This window comes from Candidatus Omnitrophota bacterium (assembly GCA_041648975.1).
Taxonomy (GTDB): Bacteria; Omnitrophota; Gorgyraeia; order 2-01-FULL-45-10; family 2-01-FULL-45-10; genus JAQUSE01.
Genome location: JBAZNZ010000001.1, coordinates 1 through 22,336, shown reverse-complemented (window position 1 = coordinate 22,336; position 22,336 = coordinate 1). Strand labels below are relative to the sequence as shown.

The 22,336-nt window shown below is 50.9% G+C and carries 20 protein-coding genes; 3 read left to right on the top strand and 17 right to left on the bottom strand.

The window, feature by feature from the left end; translation table 11 throughout:
- The first annotated feature begins 43 nt into the window (after positions 1-43).
- Genes WC592_00100 through WC592_00090 form a run of 3 tightly spaced genes read left to right on the top strand, consistent with a single transcriptional unit; the run spans position 44 to position 4,842 of the window.
- Positions 44-1,081, top strand: a complete 1,038-nt coding sequence (locus tag WC592_00100) for a radical SAM/SPASM domain-containing protein (GenBank protein MFA4980861.1) — start codon at positions 44-46, stop codon at positions 1,079-1,081.
- Positions 1,082-2,368 (top strand): S41 family peptidase, encoded by a 1,287-nt coding sequence (locus WC592_00095; protein ID MFA4980860.1) that lies wholly within the window; start codon positions 1,082-1,084, stop codon positions 2,366-2,368. It abuts the gene before it with no gap.
- The gene (locus WC592_00090) at positions 2,365-4,842 is read left to right on the top strand and encodes an STT3 domain-containing protein (protein ID MFA4980859.1); all 2,478 of its coding nucleotides are present in this window, start codon (positions 2,365-2,367) and stop codon (positions 4,840-4,842) included. Before WC592_00095 ends, WC592_00090 begins: the two co-directional genes overlap by 4 nt.
- Before the next feature lie 6 nt (positions 4,843-4,848).
- Here the strand turns inward: WC592_00090 and WC592_00085 are convergent, their stop codons facing one another.
- From WC592_00085 to WC592_00005, 17 genes are all read right to left on the bottom strand, one after another.
- Entirely contained in the window at positions 4,849-5,802 is a 954-nt protein-coding gene (locus WC592_00085; GenBank protein ID MFA4980858.1) for a hypothetical protein, read from the bottom strand.
- A gap of 40 nt (positions 5,803-5,842) precedes the next feature.
- Positions 5,843-6,481 carry a type 4a pilus biogenesis protein PilO gene (gene pilO / locus WC592_00080; protein ID MFA4980857.1) on the bottom strand — a complete coding sequence of 213 codons (639 nt, stop codon included), beginning with the start codon at positions 6,479-6,481 and terminating at the stop codon, positions 5,843-5,845.
- Between the two features lies 1 nt (position 6,482).
- Complete coding sequence (gene pilM / locus WC592_00075; GenBank protein ID MFA4980856.1) at positions 6,483-7,922, bottom strand: pilus assembly protein PilM; 1,440 nt, start codon at positions 7,920-7,922, stop codon at positions 6,483-6,485.
- A gap of 37 nt (positions 7,923-7,959) precedes the next feature.
- Positions 7,960-9,009 (bottom strand): hypothetical protein, encoded by a 1,050-nt coding sequence (locus tag WC592_00070; GenBank protein ID MFA4980855.1) that lies wholly within the window; start codon positions 9,007-9,009, stop codon positions 7,960-7,962.
- Entirely contained in the window at positions 9,002-9,631 is a 630-nt protein-coding gene (locus tag WC592_00065; GenBank protein MFA4980854.1) for a hypothetical protein, read from the bottom strand. Before WC592_00065 ends, WC592_00070 begins: the two co-directional genes overlap by 8 nt.
- On the bottom strand, positions 9,628-9,999 hold the full coding sequence (locus WC592_00060) for a prepilin-type N-terminal cleavage/methylation domain-containing protein (GenBank protein ID MFA4980853.1): 372 nt from the start codon (positions 9,997-9,999) through the stop codon (positions 9,628-9,630). Before WC592_00060 ends, WC592_00065 begins: the two co-directional genes overlap by 4 nt.
- A 4-nt stretch (positions 10,000-10,003) precedes the next feature.
- Complete coding sequence (gene gspG, locus WC592_00055) at positions 10,004-10,429, bottom strand: type II secretion system major pseudopilin GspG (protein ID MFA4980852.1); 426 nt, start codon at positions 10,427-10,429, stop codon at positions 10,004-10,006.
- 89 nt (positions 10,430-10,518) lie between these two features.
- Positions 10,519-11,724: a type II secretion system F family protein gene (locus WC592_00050; protein MFA4980851.1), complete on the bottom strand. Its 1,206-nt coding sequence runs from the start codon at positions 11,722-11,724 to the stop codon at positions 10,519-10,521.
- 18 nt (positions 11,725-11,742) lie between these two features.
- Positions 11,743-14,016, bottom strand: a complete 2,274-nt coding sequence (locus tag WC592_00045; protein MFA4980850.1) for an ATPase, T2SS/T4P/T4SS family — start codon at positions 14,014-14,016, stop codon at positions 11,743-11,745.
- A 6-nt stretch (positions 14,017-14,022) separates the two neighbouring features.
- Positions 14,023-15,486: a F0F1 ATP synthase subunit beta gene (gene atpD / locus WC592_00040; GenBank protein MFA4980849.1), complete on the bottom strand. Its 1,464-nt coding sequence runs from the start codon at positions 15,484-15,486 to the stop codon at positions 14,023-14,025.
- A complete protein-coding gene (locus WC592_00035; protein ID MFA4980848.1) occupies positions 15,483-16,340 on the bottom strand; it encodes a F0F1 ATP synthase subunit gamma in 858 nt (285 codons plus the stop codon). The genes atpD and WC592_00035 overlap by 4 nt, the downstream gene beginning before the upstream one ends.
- Positions 16,341-16,345: 5 nt before the next feature.
- Positions 16,346-17,083 (bottom strand): F0F1 ATP synthase subunit delta, encoded by a 738-nt coding sequence (locus WC592_00030; protein MFA4980847.1) that lies wholly within the window; start codon positions 17,081-17,083, stop codon positions 16,346-16,348.
- Between the two features lie 20 nt (positions 17,084-17,103).
- Positions 17,104-17,316 (bottom strand): hypothetical protein, encoded by a 213-nt coding sequence (locus WC592_00025; GenBank protein MFA4980846.1) that lies wholly within the window; start codon positions 17,314-17,316, stop codon positions 17,104-17,106.
- Positions 17,317-17,319: 3 nt separating this feature from the next.
- Positions 17,320-17,571 carry a hypothetical protein gene (locus tag WC592_00020; GenBank protein MFA4980845.1) on the bottom strand — a complete coding sequence of 84 codons (252 nt, stop codon included), beginning with the start codon at positions 17,569-17,571 and terminating at the stop codon, positions 17,320-17,322.
- 16 nt (positions 17,572-17,587) lie between these two features.
- Positions 17,588-19,138 carry a F0F1 ATP synthase subunit alpha gene (gene atpA / locus WC592_00015; GenBank protein MFA4980844.1) on the bottom strand — a complete coding sequence of 517 codons (1,551 nt, stop codon included), beginning with the start codon at positions 19,136-19,138 and terminating at the stop codon, positions 17,588-17,590.
- A 65-nt stretch (positions 19,139-19,203) separates the two neighbouring features.
- On the bottom strand, positions 19,204-20,529 hold the full coding sequence (locus WC592_00010; GenBank protein ID MFA4980843.1) for a hypothetical protein: 1,326 nt from the start codon (positions 20,527-20,529) through the stop codon (positions 19,204-19,206).
- A 23-nt stretch (positions 20,530-20,552) separates the two neighbouring features.
- A partial coding sequence (locus WC592_00005) for a hypothetical protein (GenBank protein MFA4980842.1) occupies positions 20,553-22,336 on the bottom strand: 1,784 nt, incomplete at its 5' end.

Here is a 22,336-nt window from a genome sequence, read left to right as displayed (position 1 = left end):
TTTTTGTCTTTTACTTAGCATAATTTTATGTTATATATAGTATATGCTCAGATCGATAAACCTTTCTCTCTCCTGCGCCTGCAAGGCTGACTGCATCTTCTGCCCTTCCAATCGGGGCCAGAGCATCAAGAAGAAATTGATGCCTTATGCTCTTGCAAAAAAGATCATCGATGAGGTCTCTTCCGGTGACTTCAAAGCACGTCATCGCATCAATAAGATCATTATCGGCGAAAATGGCGATGCGCTCCTTAACAAAGACACTATTCCGATAATGCGGTATATACGCTCAACCCTGCCCGACATAAAGATCATGCTGTATACCAATTTCCAGCACATGACAAAGGATAAGTCGGAGGCCATCCTGAAAGAACGGCTTGCCGATCTCATACGGACAAATATAGACGGTTCCGACGCCGAGAATTATTTTGCCGTAAAGTGCATAGATTACGGCGCCGTGAGCGATAATATCCGCTCGCTCCTGGCATTGAGGAAAGAAGCCGGCGCCGGGATCCCGTTGCACATATCCGTGCTTACCCTTAATAATTACGCCCACACCGTACATAAGAATCTGGGGTTCTTGCCGGCGAAGCTCAATAACCCGGCTCTGATGAACATTGAAGATGATTTCGGGAAAGTAAAAGAGCGGTGGGAGACCATGCTCGATAGCCGGATCGATAGGATTTACCGGTGTTACTCGGTCATCGCATGGGCGGAGCGGGATAAGATCGATACCGGAAAGATCGATTACAGGAAATATTCCTGCACCAATCTTATCCGGATCAAACATGAGGCGTTCATCGCCCCCGACGGAACATGGTATGCATGCTGTCTCGATTCGGACAATGAGCTTATTCTTGGCAACCTGAATAAAAATACCCTGCATGATATATACTGCGGAGAAAAAAGAAGGGATATCATCAGGTTGCTGGAAGGGCGGGCCTTCGCCAAGATAGGCGGTCCGTGTAAAACGGTCAATTGCTGCCAATGGCTCCATAAAAATCGCATGGTAACGAGCGCTTATCGTGTCGTGTTCGGTAACGGCCCTCTCGTTAAACTATCTTACAACCGTTTCTATTTCTAGATGAAATTCATCCGCACGATCATCGCCCTCCCCGTTCTCGCAACGTTAATACTGTGTAACGCGGCTGTGCTGCCCGCGGAGGCCGCAGGTAAAAACGCGCCTGCTGTGCCGGATCATTACAAACCATACCTGGATCTCCTTGCGTCGGTATATGAAAAGATGGAGACATTTTATTATAAACCCGTCTCGAAAGCGGCTTATGAGGAATACGTGCAAAAATATAAGGCCTCTATTCTCGCCAAACTTACGGAGACGGATCATAAGATCGATATAATAGCGCATAGAGGGGCGGGGCTCCTGGTAAACAGGCTTAAAGACCCTAAAGACAAGTTTACCAATTTTATTCCACCTAAAGAAGCGCGCGAATATTCAAAGAAGATCTACGGATACGAATATGGCATAGGCGTCGAAGGGCGCCTTACAAAAGACGGATACTTCATAGAGCATGTCCAGATCCGCTCCGATGCGTATGCAAAGGGGATCAGGGATAATGGCATTATCCTGAAGATAGACGGTGTGGATATAGGTAAGCTGGATGAGACGCGCATAAAAGAGCTTATCTACCCTCCGCTGAATACCGTCGTGACGCTGGATATCGCCCCTGCCGGGACAAAAAAGATTTCGACATATGAAATATTATGCGAAGAGTACTTCAACGAGACGATAACGGCTATACCTACGGGCACATCGGGGATATATTGCCTCAAGATCTCCGCTTTTAACAGGATGACCGGCGAAGACCTTAAGGGGTATATCAAGGATATCGCAGGTAAAAAGACGAAGCTTCTGATACTGGATCTGACGGATAATCCCGGCGGTCCGCCTCTTGCCGTATATGAGCTATCCGGGATATTCCTTCCGCCAAAACAAAAACTGTTCTACTACAGAAAGAAGAACGTGCAGGATTTCGGGCTGGTATCGCCGTCATCCGATATACATTATGACGGGCCCGTCGTGATCCTCATTAATAAAGGGAGCGGCAGCGCCGCGGAGATCATGGCGGCCGTATTCAAGGAATATGGCCGCGGCCTTGTCATGGGCAAAGAGCCGAGCGCCGGCATGGCGTTCCTTAAAAGCTCGTTTATATTCGATGACGGCTCGATGCTTGCCATGATCACCGGCAATACGTATCTGTTCAACGGCGCGGAGCTCGATACCACCGGCGTCCAGCCTGATGAGATGATCCCTCCCGACGTGAATGACATAATCGGCTATGTAGCCGATAAATTTGTCCGGAAGGGTATTTTTAACAATAACCGGCCGAAAGGGCGCGGGCTGCCCAAATGACGCGAAACGCAAAAAATATCATAGTATACGCCGTTATCGTATCCTGTCTGATCATCCTCGGAATATACTTCCGGCTCTACCCCGTCATCAAAAACCCTGAGAACCAGGATCATGCGGTAGCGCGCCTTGCCGTATACTTAAACATAAAAAAAGACGTGGCAAAACAGATCGCCGTTTCATATCCCGCCATGCCGCCCGCTGAAAAGAACGCGCTTCTCGACAGGCAATTCAAGGATATCATAAAGAACGAATCCGGCCGCATAGAAAAGATCGTTTCCGCGATCACGCGCGGATCCCTGACTCAAAGGCCCGATCTTTATCTGCTCGAAGCCGACCCGTACCACTATTACCACCTTACTAAGAGACTGCTAAAAAATGGGCGCCTTTCTGATACCCAAACGGGCGGATGGTACTACGATACGTTTATCATGGCACCGACAGGGCATTGGAGAAATATCGAGATCCTGCCGTATATAGGAGTTTTCGCCTACAGGGCGGCAAAATTATTCTACTCTGGCGTCCCCCTGGTCCTCGTCATATCTGCCGTACCGCTGGTCATCTACGCGCTATGCCTGATTATGTTTATATCGTTTCGCAAAACGCTCGGGCTGTCGAGAACGGCGATCCTTGCGGGAGGATTACTCTTTTCGCTCTCCCCCGTATTTATTCAAAGAAGCGCTTTCGGCTGGTATGACACCGATGCGTACAACACCCTGTTCTTTCTTGCCACGATATTTCTCCTCCTTAAAACCGTGGAGAACGACGACAGGCCCGCTTACCGCTGGAGCGTCCTCCTCGCGTGTGTATCGGCCGTATTTTCAATATTCTGGCAGGGGTGGATACTACTGCCGGTATATATCGCCCTCTCTTTTGCCGCTATCGCCATCTATAGGGCCGGAAAGGAAAAAGGCGCCGGCCTTACCTTCAGGAGGTTCTCCGTATATTGCATCGTCTTCTGCGCCGTTCTCATCATGATCATAAAACCTTCCGGATTGGCGCGCACCTTTGCCGGGACCTCGAAGGTTTTATCTGAATTTATGCTATTAAAAAATGGTTTTTGGCCCGATATCTTTATAACAATTGGTGAGCTTAAAGCCTCCTCCCCGCAGAAATTGACACATCTCTTAGGCGGTTATGCATTTATCCTTTCCGCGCTTTTCGGCCTCTGCGCCGTTTTTTTTGACAAAAAAACAGGGCTACGGAACGAAAAAAAGATCATACTATTGATCTTTTTTAGCGCGGCGTTATGCATGACGCTTAGCGCGGAACGTTTTCTGATATTCCTGCTGGTGCCGGCGGCAATCTGTTCCGCGATAGGCATAGACATCGGTTTGCGGGCCGTAAAGGACATCGCGGGCAAAGTCTTTAAATATCACGCTTCCGCATATGCTGCGATCGTCACATATGTCCTGATAGGAACGCTATCAATCGTATCTCTTGTATATGCCCACGTCACCGCTTTGAACCAGAAACCGATATTCAATGCGGTCTGGCAGGATGTCCTTAAAAAGATCCGTCTCAATACACCCGAAAACAGCATAATAAGCTCATGGTGGTGTCCGGGCCACTTCATCAAGGCCGTTGCGGAAAGGCCCGTCACCCTTGAAGGCGCGCACCCGAATATCCCTCAGGCTTATTGGATGGCCAGTTTCTTCCTTGCCACCGAAGAAGACGAAGCCATCGGGATCTTACGAATGCTCGATTCGAGCGGCAACGAAGCCGCGGAATTTCTTGTCGGAAAAGGCATGCCTTTGGATAAGGCAATCGCCCTTCTTAAAAGAATGGTGGTGGCCGATAAACAGGGGGCGGGCCTGGAAGCCCGGTCCCTTCTATCGCAGGCCGATGCCGATCATCTTGTATCGCTGACACACGGAAAGCCGGCCCCTGCATACTGTCTTATATATAAAGATCTCGCGGACAGCGTGATAGGCCTCTACTATGTCAAGAACTGGGATTTCGCAAAAGCCGCCGATCTTAACGGCTATATGCGTAAGCAATTTAAAAAGGGTAGTGTATTCTGGCGGGGTTCGAGCGACAATGTGTCGCTCCTCTGGAGCATCGCGGGAGGCATGACCTATATCGGCGAGGAATCATACGAGACCGCCAGGGTCAAGGATATCGTCTACTTTGCGGACGGCGTGATGCTTGACAGCCGGACGATGGATGTCCGGATAAACGGGATCAATAAAAATCTTGCGGGCGCTCCTGAAAGCGTTCTTTATGAGAAAGACGGTATTCTTGTCGAAAAACGCCTCGATAACCCCGCGATACGGTTATCCGTATTGCTGATACGGCATCCGGATGGCAAATACAGCTCCATCATAGCGCCCCGGGCGGTACTGACATCGGTGTTATTCAGGCTCTATTATCTGAACGGCGTGGGATTGAAATGCTTTGAGCTGTTCGCAAAGGAAGAAAATCCCGTCCTCGATACAAAAATAGTAGTATATAAGGTAGCGTGGAATAAAGAGTAGTGCCGGTTATTTGGACGATACCGGTTCCTGAACAGGAGACAAACCTACCGCCTCTCCGGACGGCTTTTCTGTTTCAACGTTCGGACTCACCGTTGTTTTGAGATAGACCGTCCCGGATCCGCTCATCTTCGTGCTCGGTTTTCCGACAGACACATTCGCTTTACTTTGCGCTGCGGGAGCCTTTGGCGCGCCATCGGGTATGGCGGCCTCGTTTTTCACTTTCCCCGCGGCAGGTTTCGCCTTCTCCCCGCCTGCGGCGGCGTTTGGCGGTACCGCATAACTCTTCACCGCCGATGTCATATCGACGCTCTGCCCCTTACTGTTCTGCCGCATAAAACTCTCGAGATACGAGGCCAGATATTCGTTCTTCTGCCGCCGCAGTTTTGTGACCGCGTCGAGCGCCATCGCGTTGTTGCCTGTTATGAAATTCGAAAGGCCTATAAGATATATTAATTTGTCATATCCCGGCTTTTTCTTATCCGCCCTTGACAGAAATTCCAGCGCCTTATGCGCATCGCGCTTTCCCACGAGATAGGTAACACCCGCGTTGAAATTGAGCTCAAAATTATCGGGGTCATGTTCCGTCCCCCGTAAAAAACAGGAGATCGCGTCATCCGGCCTGTTTAATTTATTGAAGAGAGCCGCGATACCGTTATATATCTCCGTCTGGGAAGGTTTTATCGCAAGCGATTTTTCGAAATACAGTATAGCCTTCTCCTCGCTGCCATCCTGCCCGGCATACACCTTGCCGAGGATGTTATACGCCGGGTAGAATTCCGGTTCCAGATCGAGCATCTTCTGGCAGCACACTACGCTCTCCGCGTATATCGCCTCGTCGTATGCCCGCTGGGCTTTTTCGAGAAGTTCGCGGATCCTCGGATCGAAGCCATAGAGCGGCTGGACGCAGGAGATAAAGAGAGCGGCGGAAAACAGTAGCAGGTATGGCAGGGTTCGTTTCATTTCACTCTGTACGCGCTCACAGCGCTCCTCGTTCCGGCTGTTATGAAGGCGCTGCGGCGGTGTCTTTTGCGGTCTTCTTGGCAGCGTCTTCCGGAACATCTTTTGCCGCAGGTGCGGAAACCTGCCGGCTTATGATAGCCCGCGTTATCGTCATCGAACACTTCACGTCGTATACATTTCTGTCTTTCGGCTGGATGTTATACGACACTACTCGCAACGGTTTCTTTGCGTTATCGATGGCATATATGAAATCGACGATATTTTTCATATTACCGGCGCACTCTATAACAATGCTGTACTGCACATAACCCGCCTTCTCTTCCGTAACTACGGGGTTTATGTTCGTCAGAGCTATTGTTGAGGCTTTTGCGAACTCTTCGATCTCGCTTAAGAAAGAAGCTGTCAGTTGTTCCTGCGACAAACCGTCTGCCGTGTAAAATATCCCATAATCATCGTTATCCCTGATTATCTTATCCTTATACCGCAGGATGAGGGTGCTCTTTTTGATCTCTCCGATGTTCGCGTTTATGGCTTCTTCAACCGAGCGGGATTCCCTGACGATGGGAGCGATGAGAAGCCGGTCAAAAAGGGCCAGAGAAACCACTCCGAGCGTTACGTACAGGATCTTTCGCTCCTTGGGTGATAATCCGGCAATGAATGTTTCTATGAAATTACCCATCTTATTGTATGCCCTCTACGGAAAACGTGAATCCGAAGTCCGCTACCTCCTGGTCGTTTATCCGCCGCGATTTTGTAAAATCGACCTTGACGCTTTTGAATGACTCGCTGTTCTCGAGGTCCGTCACCATCGAAAATACGCGCGACATGCTGTCTGCCGTGCCCGTTACCGTTATGCTCTTATCGGGCTTCAGTTCTATGCTGTTCAGGTACGCCTCTTTCGGCATCAACCTGAACAGTTCCGTAAGCACTCCCAGCGATTGCCCCTTCTGGCTTAAAAATCTTTTTACAACGGCCGTCTTCTCCGAAATGTCGCGCAGGTCCCTGCTCTCTTTGGTCTCCTTCGAGTAGCTTAAGAGCAGTTTTTGGAGATACGCCTTCTTGAAAAAGAGTCCCGTAAGGAGGATGGCAAAAAATATCACGAGCGCCACCATGAAGAAGGCCGCCGCCTGCGTCATTTTCTTTGCCCTGGCTTTCAGTTCCTGGCTGATCTTGACATCTTCGGGTATCAGATTGAAGTCTATATGCTCCGCTATGGCCGCGGACGCCAGCACCGGCAAAAGGGAAGCAACATCGTTTTTCCCTAAGATACCGTTTTGGTCTTCCGGTATTTTAAATATATTCCTGTACGGCATCAGATCCGTATCTATACGTGTCGCCTGCCTAATCTGTTCTACCGCCCTCTCGGCCAGGTGACTTACAGCTCCCGCCAGATATATTTTGACGGGCACAGCTTCTATATTCTCGGACAGATAAGAATCTAACGATTTTTTTATTTCGTCGATGAATGCCTTCTGCGTTTCTTCCGACCTTGCTGCGATATGAAGGGTGCCGATAGGTATCGACCGCAGATAGATCATCTTGCCGGCATGAATAACGCTGAAGTCCGTAGCAGCGCTGTCGACATGCACCAGGACCACGGGTTTCTGCGGCTTGCCCGGCAAAGAGTTGAAACAGGTCCTTGATATCGATTCGGCCGCCAGCACGGTCTTCCCTGCCTTAAAACCGCCTTTCTTTATGATATCGTAACGGCTGGTCACAATCTCTTTTTTTACGATGACCAGAAGTATTTTGGTATAGCGATTGTGGAAGACTCCGATGTCGGCATAATCCAGGACGATTTCGTCCCGCGCGTATGGCGTATGCCTTCCGGCCTGGAGCTCTATTATGTCGTGTATCTCCTTCTTATCTATGGATGGTATCTCTATGTTCTTCGATATAACGAAGTTCGACGGTATGACGTTTATGATCTCGGGGCTCCTTGCGCGCGCGTTCTTTACGAAATCGCTGATCTGCCGCGCGATATCGTCCTGCGAAGCGCCCGATATATCGCCGGAAAACGCCCCCGCCAGCTTCTGTCCGTCCTTCTGAACTATGATGTGAGCGATGTTGAGGTATTTTTCGCCGATCTCTATGGGCACAAAACTTTTCGATTTACGCATAACATTACTTAGTGGCAGCGCCATTGCTCTTTAAACCCTATTTTTGCGTGAGAGTACTTACATAATAACCATGATACTTGATCCGGCCGCTCCTGTCGAATATGCATACAAGTGTACCACACAAATCCCTGTTCTTCAATGCGCCGGCTGAAACCGCCATGAACGTCTCCGAGGTTACCTCAAAGGCGCCGCCGGAAATTGCCGCTGCCAGAGCGCTTTTTTCCTGCCTGGTCAGGCTGCACTGCGCCGAAAGGTCCTTATCGATAGTGCCTGATGAAAAAAACGTATTATCGTCGGGCGTGCCTTCCCTGGAATCCAGACCGGCTCTGAAGTATATAATCTTATCTGCCAGCTCTTCCGGCAGGCCCAGGGCCACGAGCACATTTTTCGGGGCCGTATTTACATTTACCCTGCCTTTTCCAAATACGGTAATATAATCCCGTATTGCGGCAAATATCTCGGCGGACATGCCCTTGACGAGCAGGAGTTCTTCCGGGAGCCGGAACGGGGTATTAGACGGCACATAACCGTGCCCGGTGGCACTATAGTGGGCCGTTTCGGTTATCGCCTGCTCACCGTCACCCATGATATTATCCGCGTCCCGCCAATCAATGATCGCGCCCGCTGTTTCTTCCGCGCCGGCAGCGCTTAGCCCGGCGGTACGGAAAAGGAGTCTAACAAGCACCTCCTTTGAGGCGTAATTGACATTGATCTTGCGCTCTTCGTCGATAACTCCGTATTTTGTTTCGGCGGCACCCGTAATATCGTCCGTACGGTCATAGCTCACCGTATACGAACCGGCACTGCCGATCAGCACATTTTTGAATAATGCGGCGTCGTCTGCCCATAGATCATTGAGGGTATCAACAGCTGGAGCCATATCCTGTACTGTTGATGAGCTGACGGCATCGACAGCGGCCAGCGCGCCGGAAGCGGCCAGCTCATAAATTCGCTCTCGCGTCTCAATCTTTTCGACGGCGCGCACCTGCTGCATCGTGCCGAGCGAAGACGCAACGGCAAGTGTGCTTACAAAGAGCAGGACCCACAGAAGAAGAATAAGAACGCTGCCTCTGGCAGGGCTATCCAAGGAATGGCACCTCGATGGTCCGTACTAAGACTTTTTCCGCCGGGTCGCTGCCGGAAAGCCTGATGGTGATTTTTACACCGTTCGGCACCTGACTTGCGGTAAAACCGTACATCGACAATTTTGCCGTCTCAGGATCCCGGAAATAATAATCGAACCGGCAGTCATTAACTCCGGACAGGACGACGTTGTCCGTTTCCGAATCCCGGGATCCGAAGCGATAGACCCGCCGCCGGATCTGCCTCTTCTGCGGCATAAAAACATACTCGATGCGGCGCACGGCAGGAAAAGCTTCTTTTCCAAAAGACACGACATCTTCCTTGTGAAACGCAAGATAACGCGTATCATGCCAGAAGAAAGTCATATTATCGCTATCACCGTTAAAAGCGCTGCTGCCGATATCGCAGACGCTGCTGAGATCATAGGCCATCCTGTTTAAGAATATCATGGCATCGACGCGCGGACGATGCTCGTCGTGCCACCTCCAGAGCGTAATACCGCCGGAGAGTATTTTATAGACGGCCATTCCCACCATCGCCGCCAGCGCTGCGGCAATGATCAGCTCGATCAGTGTAACAGCCGCTCTGGCCCTGACCCCTCTTCCTCTATGGCAATAGTTCATCATACCTTGGCGATATAGAGATGGCGGTTAAGCGTTATTGCCCTCCGTCCTTCAGTCCAGGATATGCGCAATGTCAGTGTGTACAGATCGGTAAAGAGCGCCGTCTTCACAAGCTGCGCCGCGCAATCGAACTTCGTATCCGTTCCTTCCGACGAACGTAGCGAATACCCGCCCTTTATAGCGCCGGTATTCAGCATATCTTTGATTTCCCATATCTTTTGCGCCATGACAAGGTCGGCGTATATCCTGTTATCGATATGCCGGAGGGCGCTTGCGGACATAAAGAACCCTTGAAATACAGTTGTCGCCCCTACGCTCAAAATGCAAACCGCCAGGAGAACCTCGAATAGGGTGAAACCGCTTTTTTTCATACTGCTATTTCCAATTGCCTATAACGTTGTCATCGTCTTTACCGGCCCTTCCTAAAGAATAGAGATCGTAATCTAAGCCGTGGGCGCTGGGATACCGGTAGACATACTCCCTGGCCCAGGGATCCAGGGTCGACCTTTTTTCAATATACGGCCCGCTCCAATTATGCGCCGCAGGCTCACCCGACGGTTGCGCGATGAGTGCCTTAAGCCCTTGCGCGGTGGACGGATAGACGCCGTTATCAAGCTCATACAGCTTCAATGCCGTTGGAATACTGGCTGTCACATCCGCCCTTGCTATGCTCTCCTTGGCCTTTTCCGATCGGCCCGACAGGCGCGGAACGATCATTGCGGCCAATGCGCTTATGATAACCACCACCAGCAGGATCTCTATCAGGGTAAATCCGGATCTCCGCAACGGTACATACTGCATAATGGCCTCCGATTTGTTATTGCGTTCTTTTCGGCAAATCGTCCCGAGCCGCAGGCTACACCGCGCAGCGGCGGGGGACCGATATGCCGCTAAAGGCTTATGATATTCAGCTGAAAGATCGGCAGGAGCGTGGCGCTCACTATAAAAGCTACTATCAATCCTATGATAAGGACCATGACCGGCTCTATAAGCGTCGTCAGGGCCTTTATGTTCTCCTCGCAGTCATCCTCAAACGACCTCGCTATATTACCCAACTCTTCTTCAAGCCTTCCCGATTCCTCTCCGACCTTTACCAGGTTATACACGAAAGGCGTAACGATACGCGATTCGCGGAGGATGTCCCCCAAAAACCTGCCCGCCTCCAGTTCCTTTTTGCTTTCAACAAGGCCCTGTCTCAACGCCTCTTCCCGAATAATGGGCAGCGAGATCTCCATGGCGGAGATGATAGGAACGCCGCTGTGCAGCGCCATCTCCATTGCCCGGGCAAATCCTGAAAATTCCGATTTAAATACAAAATCCCCAAAGATCGGCGCCTTAAGTTTTAATCTTGATACCTGCATCCTGAAGGGCTTGTTCTTCAGGCCGTTCGCGACGAAGACCCCGATAAGCAGTATTCCCAGGAGCGCGTAGAACCAGTAGGCTTTCGTAAAAGCGCTTATCGCCAATAGGATCCGCGTAGGCAGCGGCAGCTGGACATTGAGATCGGCGAAGAGCGGCATGAGACGCGGTATGACATTGGTGAAGACAAAGAGGATGGTAAAAAAGCCGACCACAACGATCAGTATGGGATACGTGAGGGCAGACCGTACCTTAGCGATGAACTCGGCGCGTTTTGTGTAATACTGCGCGATCCGGCCAAGCGCTTCCTCCGTGGTACCGCTATCTTCGCCGGCACGCACCATTGCGATATAAAATGGGGTAAACGCATCGGGGTACTTGCCGAGGGCCTCCGCCAGGGTCCGTCCTTTCCTAATGGAGTCTTCTATCTCACCGATCACACCCTTAAGATAGCGGTTGCCCGTCTGTTCGGAGAGGATCTGCAAGGCCCTCAGTATCGGCACTCCGGCCTTCAGAAAACTGGCCAGCTGCCTGGCGAATACTGCGTGTTCTTTAAAGCGTATCCTTGCGGGGCGTGCCGCACTCGAGCGTTCTTTCGCGTCGTGTTCTTTAACGGATGTGGCGACATAACCGTCACGACTCAGCTTCTCCACAACTTCTTCGACGCTGTCGGCGATCAGGATGCCGCCCCTGATTTCGCCTTCGGTATTCTTCGCTCTGTACGTGAATGTTTTCATAACCCCTGCCGTCTGCCGCTAGATTATCTTATGCTTGAAAAGTTCGGTCTTCACAAATCTGCTTATGATGCTCCGGTCCGCGCCCGACATATCCAGATAACATACCGCGATATAAAAACACCGCGGTAAGTCCTTTTCCACCCGCGTGACCCTCGCAAGACAGGCGATCGTTTCGGCCTTACCCGGAAGCGCGAATTTCGCTTCTACTATGGATCCGATCGGTACGGAGTAAGTGGATTCGAGCAGTATGCCGCCGGCGCTCATATTTACGGAGGAGCCGCCGAACTCCAGACGCTCGAAGTCCATGACCTTCTCCGCCGGGGATTCGTCTATCATGCTCTTGGACAAAAGATCGTTTTTTATGCCGCCTTTGGCAGTGTTCAGTTTTATTACATCGCCGCTGCCCTTCTCGATAAGTATGAGCCTGGCGGCCATTCTAACAGCGGCTCTCGGGTATATCCGCATGTTGTTTTCGTGCTCTATGGCGACTTCGTTTTCAAAATCGATAACGGCTTGACCGGCTGCCCCGGCATCGGTGACGAAGGGCTCCGGAGGCCCTTTAGGCTCATCGTGATCGGACCGCGAATCATGACATACGTTAAAGATCTCCTCCGGGGTGGTGAGGCCTTCGATCACCTTGAGCCACCCATTCTGCATCAGCGTCCGCATCCCGTTCTTTATCGCCTGGCGCTTTATATCGGCGGCAGGACGTTTCTCTACGATAAGATTTTTTATCTCCCGATCTACCAGCAGGATCTCATATATAGCCATTCTGCCGAAAAATCCGGTAAAGTTGCAGCTGCTGCACCCCGCGCCTTTATAGACCTTTACGGTGCTTCCGGGAGATAAGCTGAGGTTCTCGACTATATCTTTCTGCAGACCGGGACTTAAGTCCTTGTTCTCGGCTTTGCAATGCGGGCATATCATCCTGACGAGCCTTTGCGCGATAAGCGCCTCAACGCTGGAGGCTACAAGGTACGGCTCGATACCGATGTCGACGAGGCGCGTGACTCCTGTGGCGGCATCGTTGGTGTGGATCGTCGACATCACGAGATGGCCGGTAAGCGCGACGCGTATTGCGATGTCCGCGGTCTCTCTGTCCCTGACTTCGCCTACCATTATTATATCCGGATCGTGCCGTAGCATGCTTCTAAGGCCCGAAGCGAACGTGAGCCCGACATCGGGGTTTATCTGTATCTGCGTCACATCGTCGATCTCGTATTCTATCGGATCCTCTATCGTGACGACCTTCTGCTCTACCCTGTTTATCTTCTTAAGGCACGCGTACAGGGTGGTCGTCTTGCCGGAACCTGTCGGGCCGGTAACGAACAGGATGCCGCTCGGTTTCTTGATAAGCGCCTCGAGCATATTGAGGTCGTCTTTGGAAAGACCGAGGCTCTCGAGGCTGTAGAACATTTTCCGCGGCAGTATCCTGATGACCACGCTCTCGCCGTGCGGGGTCGGTATGAATGATAGCCTGAGGTCGAGGACCTGATCCTGCGTCCTGACGGATGTTTTCCCGTCCTGCGGGATCCTGCGTTCGGAGATATCGAGATTCGCCATTATCTTAAGCCTCGACAGAATCGGAAGTACAAAATGGCGGAAGTTCTCCGGGACGTTCTGATCGCGCAGTACGCCGTCCACCCGGTATCTGAGCCTGAGTTTATCACGAAAAGGTTCGATATGTATATCGGTCGCGCGCCTCCTGTAGGCGTCGAGGACTATCTGATTTACAAGCTTTATGACCGAGGCGTCCTCGGCCATCTTTCCCGCTTCGTCTATCGCGTAGGTGTGGGCCGCACCGGAGACCTTCGACACCTGCTCCCCGTGCGCCACCATACGCTCGACAGTATCCGAGCCAAGCCCATAGTATTCTTTTAATCTTTCAATTATATATTCTTTCTTGCTTAATACGACAGCGAGATCGTGCCGCAGGCTGAACCGTATCTCATCCTGGATCCGGAGACTCAAGGGACTCGCAACCGCTATCGTAAGCTTATTGCCTTCCAATTTGACCGGCATAAATTCATAATACCACGCGAACTTTGACGGCACCGCTTTCACGGCTGCGTCATCGATCACCGCGCTCTTAAGATCCAGGTAAGAAAGGCCGGTGATCGAGGCAATCACCGTAAGGAGAACGTCTTCCGGCAGCTGCCCTTTGCTCAGGAGGCACGACAAAAGCGAGCAGTTAAGGCTCTCGCATTCGGCGACCGCCTGTTGTACGGCCTCGCCGGAAATGAGTTTGTCCGCCACCAGCTTCCTGGAAAGTTCCTGTTCGAAGGAGTCCATTTTCCGTTACTTTGCCTTCCCTATCATATAAAAACTCTTGGCGTCGCGCTTGTCGAATTCGCCGTTCAGAATCTTTTCGATGCTTTCTATCGTTTCTTCCGTAGTAACAAATTCCCCTTTCTTGCCCGTAAATACCTCCGATACAAAAAAAGGCTGCGTCATGAAAAACAATATCTTTTCGGCGCGTTCATAATCTATCCTGTCGTTCTTCGCGAGTTCTTCCACGCCTATGACCTGCACGATCTTATGGAGCTGGTTATACTTGTTTATCATGGAAATGACTTTCTGGGCGGCATCATAATGGCGGCGGCCTATGATCGCTATATCGAGGTTGGTGCTGCTGCTGGAGAGAGGATCGATGGCCGGATAAAACCCTTTCTGAACGAGATCCCTGGATAGTTTAAGGACCGAGTCCAGATAGCTGAATATCGCGACGACCGCCGGGTCGGTCATATCATCCGCCGGGACGTAGACCGCCTGAAATGCGGTTATCGACCCGCCTCCTCTTACCGAACGTATCCTCTCCTGTACCGCGCCGACCTCGGAAGCCAGTGTCGGCTGGTACCCCGTTTCGGACGGCACTCTTCCCAGGAGAGTCGACACCTCCTGCCCTCCCTGCACGAAACGAAATATGTTGTCCATAAAGAGGAGGACGTCTTTGTTCTTCCCCTGAATATATTCGGCAAGCGTCACACCGGTGTTCACGATCTCGAACCGCGCGCCGGGCGGCTGGTCCATCTGCCCGAAGACCATCATGACCTTCTCCAGCAGGTTATGCTCTGCCAGCTCGTAATACAGCTCATTACCTTCCCTGATACGCTCTCCTATGCCGGTAAAGACGCACGCGCCGCTGTATTTCTTGACGATATTGTTGATGAGCTCCAGGATGATGACCGTTTTGCCGCAACCGGCTCCGCCCAGGACCCCGTTCTTGCTACCCTTGACGAGCGGATAAAGGAGGTCAATCATCTTTATCCCTGTCTCAAGGATCTGCGGTTTTTCCGCCGCCTTGTTCCGTAGATCGAAACCCGGCTTTGATACAGGCCTGCGGATCGGCCGCGACTCCTTGGCTGTGACGGGCGGCCGGTTGTCGAGCGGCATACCGGAGACATCCAGTATCCTTCCGAATAACTCATCGCCGACGGGAATAACAACGGGCGCATGGGTCGGATATGCGAATGAATTTTTTTGCAGGTTCAGCGTTGAAGACAGCGAAATACACCGGACCGCGCCTCCCGGAAGATGTTCCGCAACTTCCAGCATGACTCCCCTGCCGTCAAATGTTTTTGTATTTAAGATCTCGTACAACCCCGGCATGTCGTCTTTTGCCTCAAATTTTACGTCGACTACCGGTCCCTGGACGGATATGATCCGTCCGGGTTTTGTCGCGGGGATAGCCGCGGGCCCTTCGCTTACCGGCCGGTCTGCGACGGGAGCGTCTTCCGGCACTTTTATATCTTCGGGCGTCATCGTCTTCCTGTAAGCATGGTTGCGGTAAATACTTCGCGCAGGCTCTTGTCTATATCCGATTTCTTCGCCTTCACGAAGGTAAGCGCCAGGCCCTTCTTATCCTTTTTAAGCCTCTCGAGGCTGGCCTCCAGCTGCTGCGACTGCGCGGCAAATCCGGCTACAACGCAGTCCTCCAGCATTTCATAGATCCTGCAGGTGAGCCAGATATCCGCGAGATAATGGATCACGGCATCAAGACTAGACTCCACTATCACCTTTTCTATCGTATCCTTCATATCGAGCTGTTTTGTTATCAATTCCTCGGACGGAAGAAGCTTGACGGTAAACGGCTTTATCAGGTTTATAGTCTTCGACCTCGGATATACGGCAAAGACCTTGTCTATGCGCCCGGCCTCGACTTCCTTGATGATATGTTCCTTCACTTCCATTGTGGTCCTGAAGAGCCCTTTTTCTTCGATATCGGAAAATAACGTAAATTCATCTTTTGTGAGCTGACGCATCTTATCCGCGCCCTTGGAGCCGATCATGATGAACTTATGCGCTTTAAACTTTTCCGCCTCCATCACGGCGGTCCTTACGACCTTCGCGTTCATCTCCGCCATGAAGCCGCCTTCCGACGTCACGGCGAGCAACGCGACCTGGTCGCCGGCCGGATGGACGAGCGGGCTCTTCGCCTCGGCAAGGCTCACCATCCTGAAGAATTCCGAAAAAGACTCCGCGAACTCAAGGAACTTCTCTTTTCGTTTCGCCGTATTATAAAAATGGTTCGACGCGACATCCTTCAGAATCTGGATTATCTCCACCAGCGAGGACACATCGTCGAGATCCGATTTTATCTTTGCGGTCTTTCCCATAGGTCCTACATCTTTTCGTCTATCTTTTGCTTCCTGGCCGCAGTGACATCTTTCAATTTGCCGGCAAGGCTTCCGTCCAATACCAGGCTTCCGAACTTTATGATAACACCGCCTATTATAGTGCCGTCGGCTGTCTCTTTGACCGTCACGCTCTTTTTGGTATTCCTTTTTACCGCTTCGATTATAGTGGACCTCAACGCGTCGCTCAGATTGCTCCGTGTAACAACCTCAATCTCGTTGATACCCGGAGGAACATGGTTCATGTCCATACCCTTCAACCCTTCCAGGAAATCCTTCACCAGGGCCTGATCGACTTCATCCCTGACTGAGTCTTTAAGCGTATCGCAAAGAATAGCGCTGCAGTAATCCAGCATCTTAAGGTCCTCTTCCTTCTTTATATCCTCCCGGATTTTATCTTTCATCATGATCGTATCGCTTATTATGCGCTCGGCCTCTTCCCTGGCTTTCTTCGTTATCGCATCCCCTTTTTCTTTCGATTCTTTTTCGGCGTCGTCCCTGATCTGGATGGCTATTTTTTCCGCCTCATCTTTCTTCTTTAGCAATTCCTCTTCCATCTGTTTAACTTTCGCGGCAAGTTCTTCTTTTTTCTTCGTCATATCCTGGTACGATTCGTTAAGCCGTTTAACGGCGCTCTGTGTATCCCCGTACATTGTCTTCTTCAGAAAATAGATCACCGCGCCGAACATTACCGCTTGCAGGATAGCAAGTTGAAGCAGGAACATAATACCACCCCTCTTCTCTTTTATGCGCCGAACAATTGAAATATGACCAGGAGCGCTATTATTGAGATCGCCTCTACAAAAACCAGGAGCAATATAGTGCCCATGAATATCTTCGAGGCGGCGGAAGGGTTCCTCCCGAGCGCCTTTATCGTCGCAAACCCCAAAAGCGCTATGGTCGCCGACGGTCCCGCCACAACGACGAACATGATAAGAAGGATTATAAGCGTATTCATATGTCAATCGTCAAGGTCTATCAGGATGACACAATCGTTCTTGAAGAACTTGACCACTCCTTTTCGTATCGGTATATAATTGCTCCAGTTGATGATGATCTTGCCCTGCCGCAACAAACTTAACACGGGATAATGGTATGGCAATAGTTCAAACTCCCCTGTATCCCCCTGCAGGAATATACTGTCGACAGCGCCGGCGAATACAACCATATCGGCATTCATCACTTTCAGGCTGATCTTTCCCTCGCTCCCCATTCCTTACGTCCGCACATTATGCTTTTTGTCCGGCCTCGGCCGGCTCGGCATCCCTAAGGAGCGCCTCGCACCTTTCGGCCTCCTCCGCCTTTATCTCATCCATCTTCGCGTCGACTTCCAGTATTTTGACGTATTCGGCGTAGAGTTCCCCTATCTTCTCCTCTATTTCCGTCGTGAGCTTCTTCGTGGTGGAGAGCTCTTTTATTATGTCCGGATATTTCTCGTTCGCGAACGCCAGTATCTCTTTCTCCAGTCTCTTTACCTGTTTTATGCTCAGCTGGTGAAAATACTTCTTCCCCAGCCCGTAGAACAGGAGTATCTCTTTTACCATAGGCACCGGGTCGTCCTTATCCTGCTTCAGGAATTCCGATATCAGCTCTCCACCCTTCATCTGGTCCATCCCTTCTTCCGATTTCTGCCCGCCCGCCTTAAGGCGCGAGACCCTCAGGAGCTCTCTGTATTGCAGGTATTCCAACCGCAGGGACTTGCTCACCGCCTTCATGGCAGGCCACTGGACTTTATTGCCTATACGTGAAACGGACAATCCGGCGTCGATCGCGGGCCTGAAACCTTCGCCAAAGAGCGGAGCGCTCAGGTATATCTGTCCGTCGGTCATGGAGACAAGATTCGTCGAAACATACCCCGTAAGGTCACCCTCGAGAAGCTCGACGATCGGGAAGAACGTCATCGAGCCGCCCCCCAGCTCTTTGGAGAGTTTCGCGGCCCTTTCTATCATGCGTGAGTGCAGGTAAAATATATCCCCGGGGTACGACTCTCTCCCGGGGGGACGGCCGAGGAGAAGTGAAATCTCACGGTATGCCCACGCGTGTTTGGTAAAATCGTCGAAGATGACGATAACATGCCCGCCCTTATGCATGAAGTACTCACCCAGAGAGCACGCAACATACGGCGCCAGATACTGTTGCCCCGGCGATATGCCGGCGAGCGCAGCGACGATCATCGTATATTCGAAGGCATCCCTGGCCTTAAAAAGATTGACCACCCTGTCAAGCGCCGCCTTACCCTTGCCGATACTGCAATAGATACAGATAACGCCTTTGCCTTTCTGGTTCAGGATGATGTCCGTGCCAACGGTGGTCTTTCCGGTCATCTTGTCGCCCAGGATCAATTGCCGCTGGCCGCGGCCTATCGGGATCATCGAATCTATCGCTTTTATCCCGGTTTCTATAGTCTCTTTCATTACCTCCCTCTGCAAGACCGAGGGAGAGTTCGCGAATATCGGATAATAATTGTCGACTTCAAGCGGACCAAGATTATCAAGAGGCTCACCAAGCACATTCACTATACGCCCGACAAACTTTTTCCCGACCGCGGTATTGAACGGTTCCAGCGTCATTATAGCGGCATCTCCGGTCTTGATCGGCTCTTTCTCCTTCACCAGCAGGACACTCGTCTCCACCTCATCGAAGCCTATGATCGTGCCCTCGGTACCGAACCCGAATCTGACCAATTGGCCGTTGATGCAATTCTCGAGACCAACGACGGTTACTATGCAGCCCCGTATCTTATTTACCGTTCCGTATTCCTTGTATTGCAGATCCGCCATCTTTTGTTATTCTCCGCTTTTTGTATTATATCACTTTTTTCTGGTAGAGCGTAATCTTTTATGCCTTATTTCTTGTTTTCGGCGGATTTTCCGGTGTCCACTTTTTTCAGTTCGATTTTATCTTCCTTCTGAAGTCTCATGAACCATATCACATAGAATGAAGAAGTAATGATTATAACGAAAAGCACTATGATAAGGACGATCTTCCAGACACCCACCTGCTGCAGCTTACCTTTGATGAGGACATCCGACATCTTCTTTACCTGCTGCAGGATATTGATCTCCCTGAGTACGTTCTTTATGCGGTTTTTCTGGATCGCCTCATCCTTTTTGCGCTCCTCGAACAACCTGTGCATCCTCGATAGGCTCTCCTTTATATCGTCGAGAGCTTTCTGGTTGGTCCGGTAATTCGCGATATGCTCTATAACCGTCTCAGCCTTATTCTGGGATTCTATAATGCCGTCCGCTTTCTTTTTTATGTCATTGTACATCGAAGCGCCCAGGCTCGCCAATTCGGTGGATTTCAGCTTTTCGTTCATCTTTGACGCCTCATCAATAAAGCCTTTTAACACCTCTTCGGATATGCGCCAAACATTCTTGACTTTGACCGCAAATCGCTTCTTCTCTTTCGGTTCAAACGCCGCCTCTTTCTCAAGGAACGAAAGGTCCTTCTCCGCGTCATAGCGTATGGCAAAACCGGCCGGGTCGGTCACGTAATCAGGGATCACTTCCTTCGGCAGGTAATACTTCACCGGCGTCGTTAGCTTTTTGTCTGTCGGGTTCTCGGCTTCTATAATCAGTGTGATCGCCCCGGCGTCCTCTTCCTTCCACCCCCCTGCATATACCAGAGTATCCAGCGAAAAGATATCGTTCTTTATCGCCGAGATCTTTTCGTTGACTGCGGAAAACAGCTGCATCCTCTTTTCTATGTCGTCGGCATAGTCGGCCTGATCTTTCAGGATCGCCTCGATCTTTGAGCTTATGCTCTTTTCGACCAGATTAAGCTTTTCCTTTACCTTTTCGTCTTTTATCGAATTCATCTTGTCCTTCAGTATGGTCGATAGCTCCTCGACATCCTGCGGCGATACTTTCCATACATCTTTAATGACAACTTTGATCGTCGAGGACTCCATCGGTTTCAGCTTCACGCTTCCTTTGACAAAATAGAGCCCCTTCTGCGCATCGTAATCGACGTTTAAACCGTCCGCGCTGACGACATCATCCTTTTTAACTCCGGCAGGCAGATTATAATAAACAGGAACGTCCTTCTCTTCGGAGGCCGAGCCGTTAGCGATTACTATCTTTAATGCAACGTCGGCAAATACCGTTCCGGAGATTACGATAAGCGTCCATAACACAACAATCAAAGTAATTAGTCTAATATGTCTCATATTTCGGCAGGTTGTCCGTTCCGTTATTCAACTTCGAACCACGATTTCACAACAACACCCTCACCTTCTTTGGTTCGACGTATAAGGTCCAGGATCTCCTTTATCTCGTTTATCTTGTTCTTTACGGCTTGCATATCTTCCAATTGATCGCCGCTTAATGTCTTTACCTCATCTATCTTGAGGCCTATAGACTTGGCCGCTTCATTTGTAGCGTTGACCATGGAGTCGATAATATTTTTGGTCATGGCGCTCGCATCGTCTTTTGACATCAGCTGTTCATTCGTTATCTGCTTTAGTTCCGCGAGGTCCGCCCTCAGTTTATCCATATAATCCCAAAGGCCTGTCTTAAGATCAGTGTTCTTTTCGCCAATCTCGTTACGGAGCTCTTCTATCGCTTCAAAGGCATTGAGCGCATATCCCTTTGTTGACGATATCTTACCGAAAAGCGTATCCACCGTGCCTTCGTCTGCCGGGGCGCCAATAAGCTCGACATAGCTTTCTATCAAATTGAGCTTTCCGAAGACCGATTCCTCAGCGCCGGTATCGGTCGCGGCGCCAATCAATGCCTGCATGTCATCGACCGTCGACTGAAGCGCATCGACGTCGAGATCATCGAGCTTAGCGACCTTGGTTTCTATGGTATCGAGCTTTGTTATGATCTCGTCCACATTGAGGTCTTCGACCGTAGTCCGTATCGTCTGTATATCATCTATGATACCGTCGACATTGTCACTCAAAGTTGAAATCCCGCTCCAGTTAATATTCGAGGATGTCATCGATGCCATGTCGGTCCAGTTTATGCCGGAAATCGTCTGGCCGTGGACGTCCGTCCAGTTTATACCCACGCCGCTCATGTAAGCCAAGTCCTGCCAATTAATGCCTGCCTCGCTCATAAACTGAAGGTCGGACCAGTTGACGCCGGCTTTAGACATTGTATTAATGTCGCTCCAGTTGACGCCGATCGTCGACATAGTCATTATGTCAGTCCAGTTGACGCCGGCCTCGCTTAGTATTTTCAACTCGGTCCAGTTAATGCCGGCCTCTGTCATTGAGCCGATATCGAACCAGTTAATCCCGGTCGACGACAGCAAAGCAAGGTCATGCCAGTTAACACCCAAGGTCGTCATAACATTTAGATCCAGCCAATTTATCCCGGCGTCTGAAAGAACTGCCATATCAGTCCAGTTCATCCCCGCCTCTGTCATGGTGGTCAGGTCGGACCAGTTTATGCCGGCAAGAGTAAGGGTGTTCAGGTCGGACCAGTTTATGCCTGCCGTCGATAAGGCGCCTATATCCTGCCAGTTGACCCCGGCCTCCGTCATGGCGGTCAGGTCCGTCCAGTTTATGCCGGCAAGGGTCATGGTGTTCAGGTCCTGCCAGTTAATGCCCTGGGTGGTCAGGTACTGGAAGTCCGCCCAGTTGACGCCGGCAAGGGTCATGGTGTTTAAGTATGACCAGTTTATGCCGGCCTCCGACATGGTGGCCAGGTCGGACCAGTTTACCCCTGCCTCTGTAAGGGGCTTTAGGTCGGACCAGTTTATGCCGGCAAGAGTAAGGGTGTTTAAGTCGGACCAGTTTATGCCCGATGTAGTAAGGGTATTCAGGTCCGACCAGTTTACCCCGGCCGTCGATAAGGCGCCTATATCCTGCCAGTTGACGCCGGCCTCCGACATGGTGGTAAGGTCTGACCAGTTGACGCCGGCAAGGGTCATGGTGTTTAGATCCTGCCAGTTAATACCCTGGGTGGTCAGGTACTGGAAGTCCGCCCAGTTGACGCCGGCAAGAGTAAGGGTGTTTAAGTCGGACC